The organism is Plantactinospora sp. CNZ321 (assembly GCF_004217235.1).
Window position 1 is genome coordinate 5,551,161 of sequence record NZ_SHKQ01000001.1, and the last position, 17,962, is coordinate 5,569,122.

Here is a 17,962-nt window from a genome sequence, read left to right on the forward strand (position 1 = left end):
CCGGTCCGCGCCGGCCTCCGCCGACCCCGGCCGGCGTGCCCGGCCCGCCCCCAGCTCTCCGCCCGGACAGGGATCAGTGAACCGCGTTCAGGAGCGAGTGATGAACAGGAAGCAGGACCCATCGTGACGTTGTCGCAGGCGCTTCCCCGGCGGCTCCGCAGCTTCTCGGCGAGCACCCTGGTCGTCACGGTCGCCGTCGCGCTGGTCGGCACCGCCTTCGGGCTCGGCGCGATGGGCCAGGCCCCGTCCGTCTTCGACGGCAGCGCCTGGCTGTGGAGCCGCCCGGTGGGCGAGGTCGCCCGGGTCAACGGCAACTCGGGCAACGTCGACCTGCGCCAGCCACTGGTCGACTCGCGCGGGCACCGCATCCGCGTCGAGCAGGACGACAACTTCCTGCTCCTGCACGACCTGGAGACCGGCCGGGTCACCTCGGTCGACCTGGCCCGGATGGGCTTCTCCGGCTCGCTCTCCCTCGATCCGGCCAACGACGTCGCCGTACTGCTGTCCGGGGAGAGCGCCATGGTGGTCGACCGGACCAGGGGCCTCGTCCGGCCGCTCGACCCGGCGACCCTACAGGCGCGCGGCGAGCCGCTTCAGCTGCCCGCCCCGCTGGTCGGAGGCGCCTACGACGCGTCGGGCGCGCTGTGGCTCGGCCTACCCGGTCAGGGCACCGTGGTGGCGGTGACCCCGAACGGGGCGGGTCTGGCGGTCAGCCGTACCGTGCCGGTCGCCACGCCCGGCCACGACCTCGCGCTCAGCGTGCTGGACTCCGGTGTACTCGCGATCGACCGGAGCGGCGACACGATGGTGGCGGTCACCGGTGACCAGGCGCGGGAGCTGAAGGCGCCGACGAAGCTGACCGGTGCCGTCGTACCGGAGCGCACGGTCGGCCGGCTGGCGGTGGTGACCGTGCCGGCGGAGCGGACGGCAGTGGTCATCAGGGACGTCACCGCGGGCGGACCGACCGGCACCCTACGGCTGCCGGCGGACGTCCGGACCGCGGTGCCGTTCGCCGGGCGCGTCTACGTGCCCGACGACCGGGCCGGGCTGGTCCGGATCTACACGGTCGACGGCGACGAGGTGAAGCCGCCGGTCACCGTGCCGCGCTCGTCCGGTCCGCTGGAGCTGCTGGTACGCGAGCAGTACCTCTTCATCAACGGGGTCGACGCGCCGACGGCCACGGTCGTGGACAGCCAGGGTCGGACCAGCGTGGTCGACAAGTTCGGTCCGGGTGCGGCGGTGCCGGATCCGACCGCCAGCGCGGGACCACCGAGCACCCCCGCACCGCCGGCGCCCACCCAGACCAGGCCCCGGCCGACACCGGACAACCGGCCGCCGGCCAGCCGGCCCGGCCCGCCGGGCGTGCCGGTGCCGGTGACCGCGCTCGCCGGCGACGGGCAGGTGCGGCTCACCTGGGGCCGGGCGGCGACCACCGGCGGTGCCGGCGTCGACCGGCACGTCATCACCTGGAACGGCGGACGCACCACGGTAGACGGCGGCCAGCTCTCCACCGTGGTCACCGGGCTGCGGAACGGCACCACGTTCCGGTTCCGGGTGGTGGCGGAAAACCGGTACGGCACCAGCCCGCCGGCACTGTCCGGGCCGGTGACCCCGGTCGGCGCGGCGCCCCCGACCCCCGGGGCGCCAACCGCGACCGTCGTCGCCGGCCGGGTCACGGTCTCCTGGACCGCGGTCGAGGGTGGCCGGGATTACGTGGTCCGGCCGCTGCGCGACGGCAGGGCCGGCAGCGACCCGCCGCAGACCGTCACCGGGCTCTCCGCCGAGTTCGAAGGGCTGACGCCGGGAGCGACGTACACCTTCACGGTGGTGGCCCGGAGCGCGGACGGTGGCGCCAGCCCGCCGAGCCGGCCGAGCAACGAGGTCGTCCCGTTCACCCGCCCCGGCGCGCCCAGGAACCTCGCCGCCCGGCAGGTCGACACCGACGACTACCGGGTCACCTGGGAGGCGGCGGCGCCGAACGGCAGCCCGGTGCAGCGGTACGTCGTCCGCGACGGCAACGGTGCGCAGCTCGGCGAGGTCGCGGGCGGCACCCGGAGCCTGTCGGTGCGCCGTACGGCGGCGCTGACCGAGGTGACGGTGCACGCGGTCAACGCGGCCGGCGAGGGGCCGGCGGCCACCGCCCGAGTCACTCCGCTGCCGCAGCTGACCGTCCGGATCAGGGACGTGCTGGAGGGTGACGACGACGTCATCGTGCTGATCGACGTGACCAACCCGGGCGGCGGGACCGTCACCTGCGAGACCACCGTCGGCGGGTCGTCGGCGCGCGGCTGCGACCGGGTCGAGGTGACCGGGCTGACCCCGGAGACGACGTACACGGTGGAGGTCACCGCGACCAGCGGCGGCCGCAGCGACACCGCCAGCCGGCGGGTCGAGACGTACCCGCGCGGGACCAGCGCCAACATCCACTGCCACGACAGCCCGGACAACGCCGACCCGGACTTCTGCACCGCCAACGGCGGGGTGCCGATCTTCGCCTCCCCCGGCTGGCGGCCGGGCTCGGCCGTCGGGCACAACGCGGACGACTACCCGATCTTCGTGATCTGCCGGGTCACCTCCGACATGGTCGACGGCACGCCGTACGGTGGCCAGCGGAGCGCCCAGTGGATCTTCAAGGCCGGGGGCCACTATGTTCCGTATGCCTTCGTGAACCTGCACAACGGCACCATCGACGCCATCACCAGGTGCCGCAACTGAGTCTGGAGACCCACCCGTGCCACCGCTGACCCCACCCACCCCGGAGGAGGTCGCCGACTACGTCAGCACGTTCAACCGGCTGACCGGCGCCGTCTCGACCGTGCTCCTCGGCAAGACCGAGGTGGTACGCCGGGCGCTGACCGCGCTCTTCGCCCAGGGCCACGTGCTGATCGAGGACGTGCCCGGGGTCGGCAAGACCACCCTGGCCAGGGCGGTCGCGGCGACCATCGAGGGGCGCTGGCGGCGGGTCCAGTTCACCCCGGACCTGCTGCCGGCCGACGTCACCGGGGTGACCATCTTCAACCAGGCGAAGCAGTCGTTCGAGTTCCACCCGGGACCGGTCTTCGCCAACGTGGTCCTCGCCGACGAGATCAACCGGGCCTCGCCGAAGACCCAGTCGGCGCTGCTGGAGGTGATGGAGGAGCAGCACGTCACCGTGGACGGCGTCCGGCACGCCGTGCCCCGGCCGTTCCTGGTGGTCGCCACCCAGAACCCGGTGGAGATGGACGGGACGTACCGGCTGCCGGAGGCGCAACTCGACCGGTTCCTGATGAAGCTCTCGGTCGGCTACCCGGAGGCCGAGGCGGAGCTGGAGGTGATGCGCGGCTCGGCGGTCAGGTCGCCGGACCGGCTCACCCCGGTGACCACCGTCGCCGAGGTGGCCCGGCTGGCCACCGTCGCCGAGCGGGTCAGGATGCACGACGACATCTACGACTACATCCGCCGGATCGCCGCTGCCACCCGCCGGCACCCCGACATCCAGCTCGGACTCTCGCCGCGCGGCTGCGTCGCGCTGGCCCGGGCCACCCGGGCGTACGCGCTCGCCGCGCACCGGGAGTACGCGCTGCCCGAGGACGTCAAGGCGCTGGCCGAGTGCGTCTGCGCGCACCGGCTGATCCTCGCCCCGGACAGCGCCCTGCGCGGTCGCGGCGCCGCCGACGTGCTCGCCGAGATCGTGGGCGAGGTGGCCGTGCCCACGCCCGAGGCCGCCGTACGCTGATGCCCACCGGTCGTGGATGGACGGTGCTCGCCGCCGGCCCGGTACTGCTGGCGGTCGGCCTCCTGGTCGGCTACCGGGAACTCGCGACGCTCGGCGGGGCCGCGGTGCTCTGCGTGGCGCTCGCCGCCGGTTGGGTGGGCGCGCCGCCACGGGTGACGGCCGAGCGCATCGTCACGCCGTACCGGGTGCTCCAGGGCGAGCAGTGCCAGGCCGAGGTGCACGTCCACTCCGTCTCCGGCCGGACCCGGCTGCTCGACCTCATCGAGCCGGTGCACGGGCCGTTCGGGGAGTACGACATCACGAACCCGGTCCGGGTCCGGGGTGGGATCCCCGCCCGGGTCGGCTATCCGCTGCCGACCGATCGCCGGGGGGTGCTGACCGTCGGGCCACTGCGGGTCGGCCGGGCCGACCCGCTGGGACTCTGCCGGGCGCAACGTCAGGTCGCCCCGGCGGCCCGGGTGCTGGTCCGGCCCCGGTGGCGACACCTGCGGGCGCTGCCACTCGGCACCGCGCCGAGCCTGGACGGCCTGCTCGACACGGCGGCGCACGGCAGCATCGCGTTCCACGCGCTCCGCGAGTACCGGCTCGGGGACGATCTCCGGCGAGTGCACTGGCGTACCTCCGCCCGCTTCGGCACCCTGATGGTCCGCGAGCACGTCGACACCGCCCTGCCCCGGCTGGCCGTGCTGGTCGACGACCGCGCCGAGTCGTACGGCATCGACGTCGACGCCCTGGAAGACGTGGTGGAGGCGGCCGCGTCGGTGCTCGCGGCAGCCGGCCGGGACAGCGTACCGGTCGCGCTCTGCCCGGCCTCCCGCCCGACCGTGGCCAGCACCGTAGACGCCGGCCTGGACCTGCTGGCCCAGGTACAGCCGACCGCCGGGGTCGACCTGGCCGCCACCCTGCCGGGGCTGCGCCGTCACCAGGCCGGCGACACGCTGCTCTTCCTGTCCGGTCCGGACGGCGACCTGGGGCCGGTCCTGGCCAGCCGGAGCGGGTACTCCGCGGTCGTCGTCGCCCTGCTCGGCAAGCGGGCCCAGGCCCCGTCGGTGCCGGCCGGCGTCGCCGCGATGGCCGCCGCCACCGCCGCCGAGTTCGCCGATCGGTGGAACGGGGCGCTGCGGTGAGCCGGGACGGTGGGCATCGGGCCGGCGTCGACCGGCCGCCCGGCACGACGACGCAGCGGGTGGCGGCCGTCCTCACACTGACGGTCGCCTGCTGTGCCGCGGTGCTACCGCTGGCCGCGACCTACGGCCCGGGTCCGGTTCCGGCGCTGCTCTGCGCGGCGGCGGTCGGCGGCGCCGCCGTCACGGCCGGACTGCGGGCCGCCCGGCTGGCCGCGTCGACCGCCATCCTCGCCGCGCTGGTCATCCTCTGCGTCGCGGTCGTCGGGCTCGGCACCTGGCTGCCGCTGCCGGCGGCGGAGGCGCTGCCCGACGCCGTCCTGGCGGCGGTCCGGTACTCCGGGGCACGCATCCTGACCACCTCGGTTCCGCTGCCGGTGACCCTGGAAACGGTGGTCCTGCCGCTCTGCGGAACCTGGCTCGCCGCCGCGACCGGCGCCGCCCTGCTCACCACCCGCCGACCGGCGCTCGCGGCACTGCCGCCGGTGACGCTGCTCGCCGGGGCCATCGCCCTCGTCGGCCCGGCCGACCAGCCGGGGTACGGGTACCCGGTCCTGCTCGTCGCCGCGCTGGTGGTGCTCCTGGCGCTGACCCGGGGCGGGCGGTTCGGGCCGGCGCATCCCGACCCGGTCCCGGCGCATCCCGACCCGGTCCCGGCGCATCCCGACCCGGTCCCGGCGCGCCCGGGTCGGCCCCGGGCCCCGGTCGCCGCCATCGCCGTCTTCACGGTGCTGGCGACCGGTGCCACCGGCGCGACCGGCGCGGTGCTGCTGGCCACCGCCGACCGACAGCCGCCGGACCTGCGCGCCCACGTCGACCCGCCGTACCAGAATCCGGAGCAGATCAACCCGCTCAGCCTGCTGGCCGGCTGGGCCGCCGAGCCGGACCAGCGGCTGCTGGAGGTACGGACGACCCGTCCGTCCCGGCTGCGGCTGGTGACGCTGACCGAGTTCACCGGAGTCACCTGGCTGCCGGCGCAGACCTACCGCGCGGCGGGGGCGGTGCTGCCGTCCAGCTCGGACGGAACCGGACGCCCGGCTCGGCAGGAGGTGACCGTCGTCGGACTCGACGGCGGCTGGCTGCCCGCCCCCGACGGCGCCCGCGAGGTCTCCGGCGTACGGGTGGCGATCGACGCCGGATCGGCGACGCTTGTCGCACCGGAGGGACTGCACGAGGGCCTTCGATACACGGTGGATGCCCGGCCGCCGGAGCGGACGCCGGAGCGGCTGGCCGGCGCCACACTTGCCACCGGCGCACAGTTCGACCTCGGCCGCACTGTGCCGCCGGGCGGGCCCGGCCGGCTGTACGAGATCGCCCGGTCGGCGGCCGGCACCGGCGGCCCGTACGAGCAGGCCAGCCGGCTCGCCGAACACCTGAGGCGGAACTACGTCTTCGACGCCCGGGCACCGGGCGGCAACGGCTACCCGAGCCTCGACCGGTTCCTGCTGCAGCCCGCCGCCTCCGGTGGCCGGCGCGGCACGTCCGAACAGTTCGCGACCGCGTTCGCCGTGCTGGCCAGGAGCCTGGGGATGCCCTCCCGGGTGGTGGTCGGCTTCGACCTCGGCCAGCCGGACGACGACGGCCGGTACCAGGTACGGGCCGGCGACGCGCTCGCCTGGCCCGAGGTGCACTTCGAGGGCATCGGCTGGGTGGCGTTCGACCCCACCCCGGAGGCGTCCTCCGTGGACGGACGGGTGCCTGCGCCGGTAGCCCCGCTGCCGACCCCGTCGGCCCAGCCCGACGTCGACGAGTCCGGGGCCCCGGTCGACGAGCCGGTCGACGCGGCGGCACCGGTCGGTCCCACCCCGGCGGAGCGCGGCGGGTGGGGCTGGCTCCTACCGCTGGCCGCCGCGCTCGCCGTACTGGCCGGCGTGCCCGGGGCACGGCTCTGGCGCAGCAGGGCCCGGCTCGGCCGGGGAGATCCCACCAGCCGGCTGCTGGCCGCCTGGGCCGAGGTGCGCCACGGGCTCCGGCTGGCCGGACACCGGCTGGGCCGGTCAGCCGCGGTGGACGACGTCGCCCGGCTCGCCGTCGCCGCCACCGGGGACGGTGTGCGGGGCGAGGTCGACGCGCTGGCCGGTGCGGTCAACGCCCTGGCCTTCGGCGAACGTACGCCCGCAGCCGCCGACACCGAGCGGCTGGTAGCGGGCGTGCGGGCCTACCGCCGGGCTCTGCGTCGGCGCACCCGTCGGGCCCGCCGGCTGACCTGGTGGCTCGACCCGCGTCCACTGTGGTGGCGCTGACGGCCGACCGGGCTGATCGGGGGCCATCGGCCACCCGCGAGGCGGTCCGTCCTGTCTGAGCAGCCACCGGGGTCCATTGTCGACTCGCACCGGATCAGCTGGGTGTCGGGTCGGCGCCGAACCTGTTCGTGCACGCCTCGCCTGACGTGGCCACCTCGTCGATCGAAAGCGCGGCGACGAGCCGGAAGCAGTACTCCACCTGCGGGTTGAGTCCGTTGACCCGTACCGAGGTCGACCCGCGGGCCGCGCTGGCCAGCGTGGTCGGCTCGTTGCCACGCGGTGCGCCGACGACGTAGACGATCGCGTTGCCATCGCTGGTGTCCCGCCAGGTGAGGGTGACCGCGACGCGTTCGTCGGTGAGTCGCAGGTCCTCCGGGGCGCCCGGTCCGATCTGGGCGGCCTCCGGCGTACCCGGCGTGACGGTCCGGTAGACGAGTGAGGCGACGAGTACGGCACCCAGGCAGATGACGACCGCCGCGGCAACCATGCCGAGGCGCCGGGTCCGGCGCGTTCCGCCCCGCAGCGGCGCCGGGTCGTCAAACTCCGACAGGTCGTCGTGGAAGGACGCTCCCCCATCTTCGGGCACGCCGAGCGGACGCGGCGCCCCGGCGCCCCACACCGGTTGCCGAGCCTGCGGCTCCACCGGTTGCCGAGCCTGCGGCTCCACCGCTCGCGGTCCCTCGGCGTCAGCCATCCGCCGTGCCGCGGGAACGGCCACCCGCCGCATCTCGGAATCGGCCGCACGCCGCATCTCGGAATCGGCCACCCGCCGCATCTCGGAATCGGCCACACGCCGTTCCTCGGGGTCGGCCGCCTTGGGATACGCCGTACCTCGTGTCCCGGGCTCCGGCTCGCGGTGGTCCCCGGGCCGTCCCCGCGGCGCCTCTGCGGAACGGTGCATCGGACCGATCGGGGATCCTGGCTCGATCTCCGATGACCCGGCCGCTGTCTCCAGACCCGACGACCCGGCCACCGCTGTCTCCAGGCCCGACGACCCGGCCGCTGTCTCCGGACCAGACGACCCGGCCACCGCCGTCTCCGGACCAGACGACCCGGCCGCTGTCTCCGGACGGGAGGCCGGAACCGGGCTGGCAGCGCCGCTGGCCGGCGGTGGGACGGGCGCGGCGACCGGGGCCGGTGTGGCGGCCGGGGCCGGTGTGGCGGCCGGGGCCGGTGTGGCAGCCGGGGCCGGTGTGGCAGCCGGGGCCGGTGTGGCAGCCGGGGCCGGTGTGGCAGCCGGGGCCGGTGTGGCAGCCGGGGCCGGTGTGGCAGCCGGGGCCGGTGTGGCAGCCGGGGCCGGTGTGGCAGCCGGGGCCGGTGTGGCAGCCGGGGCCGGTGTGGCGGCCGGGGCCGGGGCTGACGGGACAGCCGGGGCCGGGGTGGTGGGCGGGACCGACCCGGAGGTGGTGGCGGACCCGGACGCGACGTCCGGGGCCGATGCGGTAGTCGCGATCGGTGCGGTGGGCGTGGTGTGGCCGGTCGGCGCCGAACCGGACGGGGGAACCTGGATCACCGGTACCGGGGGGCGCGCGGGCGGGCGCGCATCCTCGGAGGAGGAGGACGTCTCGGCTGCCGTCACCCGCGCCGCGCGTCGGTTCCGACCGAGCTCCCCCAGCGGGACGGCGGCCCGGCGCTCCCGCAGGTCGGTCGCCAACGCCCTGGCGCTGGGGTACCGGTCGTCGGGCGCCTTGGCCAACGCCCGGCCCAGCACGTCCTGAAGCCACTGCGGTACGTCGTCCCGGGGCACCGGTGGCGCGGGCCGGTGCAGCGCGTACTCGCGGTACTCGAACGGGTCGGGCGACCGCTCGTCGGGCGAGGCGAACGGAGGATGGCCGGCGAGCAGCGTCCATACCGTCGACCCCAGGCCGTACACGTCGGACCGGGCATCCTGCTCCTGCCGCAACAGCGCCTCGGGGGACGCGTGCGCCGGGGTGAGCCGGTCGAGCGCGACCGTACCGGCCAGCTCGTCCGGTACGGCGGCGCTGCCGAAGTCGGTCAGCAGCGGGCCGTCGGCGGCGCGCAGGACGTTGCCGGGTGTCAGGTCCCGATGCAGCAGGCCGACGCCGTGTGCCGCGTCGAGAGCCTCGGCCACGGCGAGACCGACCCGCACCGCCTCGTCGACGGAGAGCGGTCCGGAGCGGGCCAGCACCTCCGCGTAGGAGGCGTCCGGGTGGTACTCCATCGCCAGATAGGGGAAGCCGTGCACGGTCCGGCCGGAGTCGAGGACGCGTACCAGGTGTGGATGGCGTGGCAGCCGCCGCAGCCGTGCCGCTTCCCCGTCGACCGGGTACGCCTCGGAGAGCAGCACCTTCAGCGCGACCTCCGCGCCGTCGTCTTCCCGGACGGCGTGGTAGACGGCCGAGTCGGCGCCACGTCGGACCCGCTTGACGATCCGGTATCCCGGCGCGATCGCCCGCACCGCATGACCGTCTGTCATGTACCCATCGCTTTCTCGAAGAGTCCGGAGTCAGCCAACGACGGCGATCCGGGTGGCGTACGCCAGGCGGAGACACGCTGGGCGCCGGCCACGGTGCCGCCCCGCCAGTCTCGGCGAAGACGGCCTTGATCAGCAAGGCGAGGACGCGGACGCGTTCCCGGCCGTCGTACCCCCGGCCCGGCCGGCTGCGCGGACCGGGCATCCCCCGGTGGCTCTCAAGATTCCTTCAAGGATGGCCGACTCAGATGATCAACGACGGCCTTCGTTGAGAGGATTGTGGCCGTTCTCGCGTCGCGTCGAACCCAACCGGAAAGAGGATACGTTGATGGTGCGGATCAGGATGGTCTCGAAAGGACGTCTGCGGGCCCGGCCCGGCTCCGGCCGCCGGCTGTGGGGCGCGCTCCTCGCCCTGGTGGTGACGGCGGTCGGCGTCTTCGCCGCCCCGACCCCGAGCATGGCCGACGGTGACCTCTACTTCGTCGGCTGTGAAGGGGCGTACGCCTCGTGCCAGACCGGCGTCAAGGTGTCGTACCCGGTCGGCGTCTGCACCACCGCGCCGGCCTCCACCTACGGCGCCACGATCGTCTGCGTCGAATACGACGGTGACTACGTGTACGTGAAGGACAACGACGCCGACGGCCGCTCGGCGATGGCCCGGATCGACAGCGAGCGGGGCCTGGCATACCGGTACTGCCGCAACACCCATGGGGCCGGTTCCTGGGCGAGGTGCAACTTCAACTGGAGCGAGGCCGGCCAGAAGCAGGTGCGTGCGGGCGTTCGGGTGAACTACGCCACCATGCCGCTGCGCCACCTGTGGTCGTTCTCCAACAACTGACCGGGTAGGTCCGGCGGCCGGGGTAGCGCGCTCACGGTCCTGGTACGGGTTGGCCCGTCAGTACCGCGAGCGCCTGCTCGGCGATCTCCCGCTCCTCGTCGGTCGGAATCACGCACACCCTCACCGGTGCGGTGGGCGGCGAGATGACCGACGCGGAGCGTTCGTTGCGGTCCGGGTCGACGACGATGCCGAGCCCCGACAGTCCGGCGAGCGCGCCGGCGCGTACCTCGACCGCGTGCTCGCCGACCCCGCCGGTGAAGGTGATGGCGTCCAGGCGGCCGAGCACCGCGAGGTAGGCCCCGACGTACTCGGTGAGGCGTCGGCAGTACACGTCGAAGGCGAGACTCGCGGCGGGGTCACCGGCCGCCCGGCGGCGCAGTACGCCGCGCATGTCGTTGTCGCCGGTCAGCCCGAGCAGCCCGCTGCGGTGGTTGAGCAACTCGTCGATCTCCGCCACGGACAGCCCGCCGACCCGGTGCAGGTGGAACAGCACCGCCGGGTCCAGGTCGCCGCTGCGGGTCCCCATCACCAGGCCGGCGAGCGGTGACAGTCCCATCGAGGTGGCCACGCTGCGGCCCCGGGACACCGCGCAGGCGCTCGCCCCATTACCCAGGTGCAGCGTGATCAGGTCGAGTTCGTCGGACGGGCGCTCCAGCAGCCGCGCGGTCTGCCGGGCCACGTACGCGTGCGACGTGCCGTGGAAGCCGTAGCGGCGTACCCCCAGGCGTCGGGCCAGGTCGGCGTCGAGCGCATACGTCGCGGCGGCCGGGGGCATCGTGGTGTGGAAGGCGGTGTCGAAGATCGCCACCTGCGGCACCCGCGGCAGCATCTGTCGGGCCACGGTGATCCCGGTCAGGTTTGCCGGGTTGTGCAGCGGCGCCAGTGGAACCAGCCGCTCGATGGCCGCGACGACATCGTCGTCGACGACGGTCGGCCCGGTGAACTCGGTGCCGCCGTGCACGACCCGGTGCCCGACGACGCCGAGATCCGCCAGGTCGATCCGGGCCAGCACGTCCCGCAGCGCCGACGCGTGGTCCGGCGCGTCGCCGCCGGGCTCGCCGATCCGCTCCACCAGGCCACGGTCCACGGTCCGGACGCCGTCGAAGAGCCGGTACTTCAGCGACGACGAGCCGCAGTTGAGTACCAGCACTCTCGTCACGGGGATTCCCTTCCGGCCGCCTGGATCGCCGTGATGGCGACGGTGTTGACGATGTCCTTGACCGTGGCGCCCCGGGACAGGTCGTTGACGGGACGGCGCAGCCCCTGCATCACCGGGCCGACCGCGACCGCTCCGGCCGACCGTTGCACCGCCTTGTACGTGTTGTTGCCGGTGTTGAGGTCCGGGAAGACCAGCACCGTGGCGTGACCGGCGACCGGGCTGTCGGGCAGTTTCGTCGCCGCGACCGTCGGGTCGACGGCGGCGTCGTACTGGATGGGCCCCTCCACCGGCAGCTCGGGGCGGCGGGCCCGGACCAACTCGGTGGCCCGGGCGACCTTGTCGACGTCCGCGCCCGTCCCGGAGGTGCCGGTGGCGTACGAGAGCATGGCCAGCTTCGGTTCGACACCGAACCGGGCAGCGGTGTCGGCGCTGGAGAGCGCGATGTCGGCGAGCTGGGACGCGTCGGGGTCCGGGTTGACCGCGCAGTCGCCGTACACCAGGACCCGGTCGGCGAGCAGCATGAAGAAGACGCTGGAGGCGACGGAGACACCCGGTTCGGTCTTGATGATCTCGAAGGCGGGTCGGATCGTCGCCGCGGTGGTGTGGTTGGCTCCGGAGACCATCCCGTCGGCCAGTCCGGCCTCGACCATCAACGTGCCGAAGTAGTTCACGTCGCGCACCACGTCGTACGCCAGGTCCAGCGCCACGCCCCGGTGCCGGCGCAGTTCGACGTAGCGGGCGGCGAAGGCGTCCCGCCACTCGCTGGTCTCGGGGTCGACCAGCCGGGCCGCGGTGATGTCGACCCCGAGCTCGCTCGCGCAGCGGTTGATCTCGAACGGGGGGCCCAGCAGCGTCAGGTCGGCGACGCCCCGGCGGAGCAGGGTCTCCGCCGCCCGCAGCACCCGAGGCTCCGTGCCCTCGGGCAGGACCAGATGCCGGCGAGACGTGCGGGCCCGGTCGAGGAGATCGTTCTCGAACATCAGCGGGGTGATCCGGTGGGATCTGGTCACGTCCAGCCGACGGATCAGTTCGACCGGGTCGACGTGGGCCTCGAAGGCGCCGAGCGCGGCCTCCACCTTGCGGGGCGTGGTGACGGCGAGCCGCCCCTCGAGCCGGCTGACGGTGCCGATCGTGTCATAGCTGTCGCTCTTCGTCACCAGCACCGGCAGGCCGGTGTGCAGCCGCTCGATCACCCGCATCGCGCGCGGGTCCGGATGCTCGCCGAGGGTGAGCGCCAGGCCGGCGAGGGTGACGGCTCCGCCGGCATGCGCCGCGCTGGCCGCGACGAGTAGGTCGGCCCGGTCCCCGGGCGTGATGAGGAGACAGCCGTCGGTGAGGTGGTCGAGGAGCACCGGTACGTGCGCGGCACCGACCACCACGTCCAGCACGTCGCGGTCCAGCGCCGCGGAGTCGCCGGAGAGGACGGTCGCGTCGAGCGCCGCCGCCACCTCCGCCACGGTCGGCGCCGACACGGCCGATACCTCGGGGATCGCGTACGCGGGCACCGGCAGCCCGGTCGGGGCGGGGGTACCCTCCGGTACCCGGTTGGCGATCACCGCCAGCACGGTGGCCCCGGCCCCGACGACGTCGTGGTACGCCGTCCGCGCCGCCGCCGCGACCAGCTCGGGTGACTGGTCCAGCCCGTCCACCACCGGCACGACCAGGCTGCCGAACTCGGTGGCGAGCCGGGCGTGGAATCCGAGCAGTTGGTCCGGCCCGCCCGGGGCGTCGTCGTCGAGGTCGGTGACGTCCCCACCGACGACGACCACGGCGGCGCAGCGCCGCTCCAACTCGCGATAGCGCTCGACGATCCGGCCGATCAGCTCCTCCTGTCGCCCCTCCGCCGCCAGCGCCGCCGCCTGGTTGCCGGTCACTCCGAACGAGTCGGCGTAACCGGCGGCAACCGGGTAGCGCGCGGTCAGCAGCGTGAGCACCGGGTCGTCGCGGGTGGTGGGCACCACCGGCCGGAACATGCCCAGCGGAGCGACCCGCCGGGACAGCAGCTCGGCGAGGCCCAGCGCGACGGCCGCCTTGCCCGCACCGGGACCGAGCCCGGCGACGTAAACACTGGGAGCCACTGCTCACCGACCTTCCGTCAGTACCACCCGCACAGGGATCTCGATTGTCTCGTCCGGGTGGTGCCGGCATGTCATCCGGGTGGCCTCCTGCCGCCCGGCGGCGATCCGCACCCCTCTCGTCTTCGATGGAGAGGTTTCGGGTAACGGACACACTTGGACGACCATGAGCGAGAGTCGTCAATATCTAAAGAATCATGGAAGTCGGAAGATCGCCTCAGGATCACTCATGTGCGTCTATGTCTATTCCCGGTCAAGTCAGTTCGAAAAGTCGCGTCGACGTTCACACCGGACTAACAATATGTTGCCGGCGACGGCATCCGTGAGGAAGGACGAGACGTTGACGACCCCACAGAGCACCAGATCGACCAGGACCATGAACAACACTCGACATGGCGAGGGATCGGCGTCCCGCCGGCGCTCACCGGGGCGCGTCCTCGTCGGCGCCCTGGCCGCGATGTTGCTGATTCCGGTCGCCGCCGTCCTCGGTGGCTCACCCGCCGGCGCGGTCACCAATCAGTTCAGGGGCATGAACTGGGCCGTGCTGGGCGACAACTTCAGCACGGGCCCACTCGTCCTCCACGGCCTGAGCCAGTCCGACAGCAACGCGACCGTGCGGGCAAAGGCCAACGCCCTCTACGACGATATGGCCGCCATGGGGGTGAACACCGTCCGACTGCCGATCAACACCCACACCGTCGGCACGACGTGGTGGAACAACTACCGGGGCGCCATCGACGCCGCCACCGCCCGCGGGTTCAAGGTCATCCTCGCCTACTGGGAGGACGGCGCCGCCTCCGGCGGCAGGATCACGAACCTCGCGGCGTGGAACACGATGTGGTCCCGCGTGACCTACACCTACGGCTCCAACACCAATGTCTACTTCGAGCCGATGAACGAGCCCCACGGCTACAGTTCGGCGGACTGGCGCAACATCGCAGCGAACTGGCTCAGCTACCACTACTCGGCGGTGCCCGGCCGGGTGCTCGTCGGCGGCACCGGCTACAGCCAGGATCTCCGGGACGTCTGCAACGACAGCCGGTTGCGCGGAACCCTGCTCTCCTTCCACCACTACGCCTTCTTCTACAACGCGATGACGTACGACGCCTTCCGGAGCCACATCCAGACCCGTCTCGGGAACTGTGCCTCCCGCGCGGTCGTGACCGAGTACGGCGCGCCGATGTCCACCGGCCTGAACTACGCCGACGCGGGCAGCACCGACAACTTCGTACGGCACATTCGCGCTGTCACACAGGTCATGCGTGACAACCAGATGGGTGGCGTCTACTGGCCCGCGCTCGGCGGCAAGCCGACCGGGAGCCTCGGCTACGACTACTACTCGATGTTCGCCCTCAGCGGCAGCGGCACCAGTCTCCACCTGACCGTCCGTAACGCCTCCGGCCACGACCGGATCCGGTACGGCTGGGGACTGTAGCTCCCGACACCGTAGCGGCGAGTCCGCAACCCCCGCGGGGTCGGGTCGGGTGCGTGTCCATTGCGCGACGGATAGATCAAACTCTCTCACCAGGAGAGTTAGCCTGCAACGGTGCTGTCGACGGTTGCCACGGACGTGCGCGTCCGGCTGCTCGGACCGCTGGAGGTGGTCGTCGCCGACCGGCCGCAGGCGGTGAGCGGTGCTCGCCGCAGGGCCGTGCTGGCGACGTTGGCGCTGCACGTGGGCCGGGTCGTCAGCGTCGACCGGCTCGTCGACGTGGTCTGGGGCGAGCGCCGACCGGCCACCGTGGCGAACACGTTGCAACGTCACGTGTCCTATCTGCGCGGAGTGCTCGGCGAGCCCCGGTCGATCGTGGCACGCCCGCCCGGTTACGTGCTGAACACCGGGCCGGAGTCCACCGACGTCCAGGCCGTCGAGCGCCTCCTCGAACTCGCCCGGCGGTCTGCGGACCGGACCGAGCAGGTGGCCCACCTGACGGCCGCGGTGGCGCTGTGGCGTGGTCAGCCGTTGGCCGACGTGACCGGGTCCGCCTGGCTGGAGGAGCAGGCGGAACACCTGGCACGGCTGCGGTTGACGGCCGACCGGGCACTCGCCGAGGCCCTGCTCTCCGTCGGCGAGTACGCACGGCTCATCCCCGACCTGGAAAGGCTCGTCCGGCAGCACCCCTTCGACGAGCAGCTGCACGCACAGCTCATGCTTGCGCTGTACCGCGACGGCCGGCAGGGCGAGGCGGTCGCCATGTTTCGGCAGCTGCGTGCCGCCCTCAACGACAACCTCGGCATCGACCCGAGCCCGGAGCTGCGGAATCTGGAAAAGGCCATCCTGCGCCAGGACAGGAGCATCGCGGTACCCGCTCCGCCGGCGGCACGGTCGGTCGCCGGGCAACTGCCCCCGGCCGTACCGACGTTCACCGGACGTGCCGCGGAACTCGCCATCCTCGACGCGTCGGTCGACCGGGGCGGCGCCGTGGTGGTGTGCGGCACCGCGGGCGTCGGCAAGACCGCGCTCGCCGTGCACTGGGCACACCGCGCCGCCGCGCGGTTCCCCGACGGCCAGCTCTACGTCAACCTGCGCGGCTTCGACTCGTCGACCACCCCGACCGAGCCGGCGCGAGCGCTGCACGGATTCCTGGAGGCGCTCGGCGTCCCGGCGGCACGGATGCCGGGCGAACCGGACGCACTGGTGAGCCTGTACCGCACGCTGGTGGCCGGCAAGCGCCTGCTCGTGGTGCTGGACAACGCCCGCGACGCCGAACAGGTCCGGCCGCTGCTGCCCGGCTCGCCCGACTGCCTCGCGATCGTCACCAGTCGGGACCGGCTCACCCCGCTGGTCGTGATCGAGAGCGCCCAACCGGTGGTCCTCGATCTGCTGAGCGCTGCCGAAGCCCGTGACATGCTGGTCCGCAGGCTCGGGGCGCGCCAGGTCGCCGCCGAACCCGCCGCAGCCGACGAGATCGCCAACCGATGCGCGCGACTGCCCCTCGCCCTGGCCATCGTCGCGGCCAGGGCCGCCACCAACCGGCACTTCCCGTTGGCCGCGATCGCCGGTGAGCTGCGCGACCTGGACGCCTTTCACGGCGGCGACGAGGCCACCGATGTCCGAACTGTCTTCTCCTGGTCGTGCCGGACGCTCAGCCCGGCCGCGGTCCGACTGTTCCGGCTCCTGAGCCTGCATCCCGGTCCGGACGTCTCCGCCCCCACCGTGGCGAGTCTGGCAGGCGTCGCTGTGCACCGGATCGGTCCCCTGCTCGCCGAGCTGAGTCGGGCGAACCTCCTCACCGAGCACGCGTACGGCCGGTACGCCTTCCACGACCTGCTGCGGGCGTACGCCACCGACCTCGCCGACGAGGTCGAGCCACCGCCCGACCGCCGTGCCGCCCTCCACCGGCTGCTCGACCACTGCCTGCACAGCGCGCACACCGCCGACCTCGCGCTGCACCCGCACTTCAGCGAGATCAGCCTCCCGCCACCGGGCGCCGGTGTGATGCCCGAACGCCCCAGGAGCCGGTCGGAGGCCACGGCGTGGTTCACCGCCGAGGTCGCCGTCCTGCTCGCCGCGGTACCACTCGCCGCACGGTCCGGGTTCGAGGGGCACGCCTGGCGGCTCGCCTGGACCATGGCCGGCTTCCTCCATCGGCAGGGGCACTGGCAGGACTGGCTCGGCACCCAGCGCATCGCGCTCGCCGCCGCGTCCCGGATCGGGGATCAGGCCGGCCAGGGTCACGCGCACCGCAGCCTCGGTCTCGCCTGCTCCCGGCTCCGCCGGTACGACGAGGCCGACGATCACCTGCGGCGCGCGCTCGACCTGTTCACCGCCGTCGGTCACGATGCCGGGCGGGCACACACCTGCCTGAACCTCGGCCAGTTGGCCGAGCGGCAGGGGCGGTATCGCGAGGCACTCAGCCATTCCCGGCGGGCGCTGGCCCTGTTCCGGCGGACCGGGAACCGGGCCGGACAGGGGTACACCCTGAACGCGGTCGGTTGGCAGGAAGCCCTGCTCGGCAACTGCCACCGTGCCCTCGAGTCGTGCGGCGAGGCGCTGAGAATGCTGCAGGAGGTGGACGACGTCCAGGGCCAGGCCGATACCTGGGACAGCCTCGGCTACACCCATCACCAGCTTGGCGACGACCAACGGGCGATCGCCTGCTACGAGCATGCGCTCGAACTCTTCGCCCAGGTCAACGACCGGTACGCCGAGGCGAGTACATACGTCAATCTCGGCGGTAGCCACCGGGCCCTCGCCGACCTCGGCGCCGCCCGCACCGCGTGGTGCCGTGCCCTGGCCATCCTCGACGAACTCGGCGACGCCGACGCCGAGTCGATCCGCGCCGAACTCGAACAGCTCGACACCGCCCGGCACCGCTGACGGCAGCTGACGTCACCCGTTTCAGCGTCCTTTCAGGGCCGCTTCGGCCTGGG

General features: G+C 73.4%; 10 protein-coding genes. 7 read left to right on the forward strand and 3 right to left on the reverse strand.

Translation table 11 applies throughout. The features are described 5' to 3' along the window. Positions 1–123 precede the first annotated feature (123 nt). From EV371_RS23930 to EV371_RS23945, 4 genes are read left to right on the forward strand one after another with little or no spacing between them, the layout of a single operon-like run. On the forward strand, positions 124–2,715 hold the full coding sequence (locus tag EV371_RS23930; protein WP_130464039.1) for a fibronectin type III domain-containing protein: 2,592 nt from the start codon (positions 124–126) through the stop codon (positions 2,713–2,715). Between the two features lie 16 nt (positions 2,716–2,731). Continuing rightward, positions 2,732–3,715 carry an AAA family ATPase gene (locus EV371_RS23935; protein WP_130464040.1) on the forward strand — a complete coding sequence of 328 codons (984 nt, stop codon included), beginning with the start codon at positions 2,732–2,734 and terminating at the stop codon, positions 3,713–3,715. Continuing rightward, complete coding sequence (locus EV371_RS23940; protein ID WP_130464041.1) at positions 3,715–4,842, forward strand: DUF58 domain-containing protein; 1,128 nt, start codon at positions 3,715–3,717, stop codon at positions 4,840–4,842. Before EV371_RS23935 ends, EV371_RS23940 begins: the two co-directional genes overlap by 1 nt. Then, a complete protein-coding gene (locus tag EV371_RS23945; RefSeq protein WP_130464042.1) occupies positions 4,839–7,082 on the forward strand; it encodes a transglutaminase TgpA family protein in 2,244 nt (747 codons plus the stop codon). Before EV371_RS23940 ends, EV371_RS23945 begins: the two co-directional genes overlap by 4 nt. A 94-nt stretch (positions 7,083–7,176) precedes the next feature. Here EV371_RS23945 and EV371_RS23950 read toward each other — a convergent pair whose 3' ends face one another. Then, a complete protein-coding gene (locus tag EV371_RS23950) occupies positions 7,177–9,519 on the reverse strand; it encodes a protein kinase domain-containing protein (protein ID WP_130464043.1) in 2,343 nt (780 codons plus the stop codon). A 325-nt stretch (positions 9,520–9,844) separates the two neighbouring features. On the opposite strand from EV371_RS23950, the gene EV371_RS23955 reads away from it, so the two are divergent. Beyond that, positions 9,845–10,354, forward strand: a complete 510-nt coding sequence (locus EV371_RS23955) for a hypothetical protein (protein ID WP_130464044.1) — start codon at positions 9,845–9,847, stop codon at positions 10,352–10,354. 31 nt (positions 10,355–10,385) lie between these two features. Here EV371_RS23955 and EV371_RS23960 read toward each other — a convergent pair whose 3' ends face one another. Both EV371_RS23960 and pta read right to left on the reverse strand, forming a co-directional pair. Continuing rightward, complete coding sequence (locus tag EV371_RS23960) at positions 10,386–11,513, reverse strand: acetate/propionate family kinase (RefSeq protein ID WP_130464045.1); 1,128 nt, start codon at positions 11,511–11,513, stop codon at positions 10,386–10,388. Next, on the reverse strand, positions 11,510–13,591 hold the full coding sequence (pta, locus tag EV371_RS23965) for a phosphate acetyltransferase (RefSeq protein ID WP_130464046.1): 2,082 nt from the start codon (positions 13,589–13,591) through the stop codon (positions 11,510–11,512). Before pta ends, EV371_RS23960 begins: the two co-directional genes overlap by 4 nt. A gap of 337 nt (positions 13,592–13,928) precedes the next feature. Between pta and EV371_RS23970 the strand changes: the two genes are divergently transcribed. Both EV371_RS23970 and EV371_RS23975 read left to right on the forward strand, forming a co-directional pair. Next, the gene (locus EV371_RS23970; RefSeq protein ID WP_486484767.1) at positions 13,929–15,023 is read left to right on the forward strand and encodes a glycoside hydrolase family 5 protein; all 1,095 of its coding nucleotides are present in this window, start codon (positions 13,929–13,931) and stop codon (positions 15,021–15,023) included. A gap of 111 nt (positions 15,024–15,134) precedes the next feature. Continuing rightward, positions 15,135–17,909, forward strand: coding sequence for a BTAD domain-containing putative transcriptional regulator (locus EV371_RS23975; protein WP_130464047.1), 2,775 nt, complete (start codon positions 15,135–15,137; stop codon positions 17,907–17,909). The last annotated feature ends 53 nt before the right edge of the window (positions 17,910–17,962 follow it).